This is a genomic window from Terrabacter sp. P5_B1, assembly GCF_056400505.1.
The window spans coordinates 1-2483 of the sequence record NZ_JBFULD010000457.1; the positions used below are offsets into that span (position 1 = coordinate 1).

The following is a 2483-nucleotide window of genomic DNA, read 5'->3' on the forward strand; positions in this document are numbered from 1 at the left end:
GTCGTGACGACTGGGCAGGCCGCGGACGCCGGGGCAACGACGCGCCGTCCGGTCGCGGCGGCCCGGGTGGTGGCGACGCCGGCCGCGGCTTCTCGCGCGGCGGACGTCCCGGTGGCGGTGCGACGCGTGCCGAGGTCATCGAGCGGCTCGAGCGAGAGGGCCTGCTGCCCGCCATCACCTTCATCTTCAGCCGGGCCGGCTGCGACGGTGCCGTGGGCCAGCTCCTGTCGAGCGGCATGCGGCTCATCCCCGAGTCGGAGGGAGAGGCGAACCGGCGCCTCGTCGAGGAGCGCATCCAGGGCCTGGCCGAGGAGGACCTCACGGTGCTCGGCTACTGGGACTTCGTCGACGGCATCTCTCGGGGCTTCGCCGCACACCACGCCGGCATGCTGCCGACCTTCCGCGAGATCGTCGAGGAGCTCTTCACCGCCGGACGGGTTCGGGCCGTCTTCGCCACCGAGACCCTGGCGCTCGGCATCAACATGCCGGCGCGCACCGTCGTGCTCGAGAAGCTGGTCAAGTTCAACGGTGAGAACCACGTCGACATCTCACCGGCTGAGTACACCCAGCTGACCGGCCGGGCCGGACGGCGCGGCATCGACATCGAAGGTCACGCCGTGGTGCTCTGGAACCGTGGTCTCGACCCGGCCGGGGTCGCGGGCCTCGCATCGACGCGCACCTACCCGCTGCGCTCGAGCTTCCGGCCGACGTACAACATGGCGGTCAACCTCGTCCGACAGTTCGGTCGCGAGAGTGCCCGCGAGATCCTCGAGACCTCGTTCGCCCAGTTCCAGGCCGACCGTGCCGTCGTCGGTTTCGTCCGCACGGTGCGGCGCAACGAGGAGGCTCTCGTCGGCTACGCCGAGCAGATGACCTGCCATCTCGGCGACTTCACCGAGTACGCCGCGATCCGCAACGAGATCCGCGACGTCGAGAAGGAGGGCGCCAAGGCCCGGTCCGCGTCGATGCGGACAGCCGCGGCGATCTCCCTGGAGGAGCTGAAGATCGGGGACATCGTGCGCATCCCGGCAGGACGACACAGCGGTCTGGCCGTCGTCGTCATGCCGAACCGCGGGGGCCGGGGAGAGTCGGCATCGCCGGCCGTCGTCACCGAGGACCACCAGCTGCGGCGCCTGACGCTGCACGACGTGCCCACTCCGCTCGAGCCGCTCGGCTCGATGCGCGTGCCCAGGCAGTTCAACGCCCGCAACCCCAAGGCCCGCCGCGACCTCGCCGCGACGCTGCGGGCGACGATGCCGCACGACCCGCCGCCCCGTCGGCGCCAGGCCGACGTCGACCCGACGGACGACCGGGTCGACGAGCTGCGCCGGCGGATGAAGGCGCACCCGTGCCATCGCTGTCCGGACCGTGAGAACCACGCCCGCTGGGCGGAGCGCTGGTGGCGCCTGAGGCGCGAGACCGACGGCATCCAGCGCAAGGTGGACGGCCGCACGAACTCGGTCGCCAAGACCTTCGACCGCATCTGCGAGCTGCTCGTCGAGATGGGCTACCTCGGCGACGGCGGACAGACGATCACCGCCAACGGCGACCGGCTGCGCCAGCTCTATACCGAGAAGGACCTGCTCGCGGCCGAGTCGCTGCGCGAGGGCGTGTGGCGCCGCCTCGACCCGGCGTCGCTGGCAGCCGTCGTCTCGACGCTCGTGCACGAGCCGCGCCGCGAGGAGGGCGGCCTCACCCCGCGGTGGCCCAACGACGACGTCCGCGAGGCGTACGACCGGATGATCCGGATCTGGTCCGACCTCGAGGACGCCGAGGGCGCTCTCGCGCTGCCCCGCACGGGTATGCCGGACGGTGGCCTCGCCTGGTCGATGCACCGGTGGGCGAGCGGGCAGCGGCTCGAGGACGTCCTGCGCGGGACCGACCTGGCCGCGGGTGACTTCGTGCGGCGGTGCAAGCAGGTCATCGACCTGCTGGGACAGCTCACCGACGCCGCGGACCCCGCCCTCGCGACGACGGCCCGCCGGGCGAGCGACAGCGTGCTGCGCGGTGTCGTCGCAGCGGACCGGCTGGACTGACGTCGGCTGTTCCCGGACGCGCCGCAATTGTCGCCGGGGCTGTCGAGTCGGTTATGGTTGCGTCACCGGTCGGCGTTTTTGGTGCTCGTGTGTTCACACGCTCGCAAGGAACGCATTGCGAGCGCAACTGTTTCTTCAGGGTTTCTGGAGTGGTCGCGTCTCTGCCGGCCGCGGAGTCGCTGACAAGCAACGGCTCACTTCCACCCAAAGGAGAAAACATGGCACAGGGAACCGTCAAGTGGTTCAACTCGGAGAAGGGCTTCGGCTTCATCGCCCCGACCGAKGGTCCCGACGTCTTCGTCCACTACTCGGAGATCACGGGCAACGGCTACCGCAGCCTCGAGGAGAACCAGGCCGTCGAGTTCGACGTCGAGCAGGGTCCCAAGGGCCCGCAGGCGATGCGCGTCCGCGCTCTCTGATCACTCGCTGATCTCGGCGGACCCACAG

General features: G+C 70.5%; 2 protein-coding genes. Both read left to right on the forward strand.

Annotation, left to right across the window (positions count from 1 at the left end; translation table 11 throughout):
* The coding region (locus tag AC1DP0_RS20795) for a DEAD/DEAH box helicase (protein ID WP_478088268.1) at positions 1 to 2036 on the forward strand (2036 nt) is incomplete at its 5' end.
* Positions 2037 to 2254: 218 nt separating this feature from the next.
* On the forward strand, positions 2255 to 2455 hold the full coding sequence (locus AC1DP0_RS20800; protein ID WP_478088269.1) for a cold-shock protein: 201 nt from the start codon (positions 2255 to 2257) through the stop codon (positions 2453 to 2455).
* Positions 2456 to 2483 lie beyond the last annotated feature (28 nt).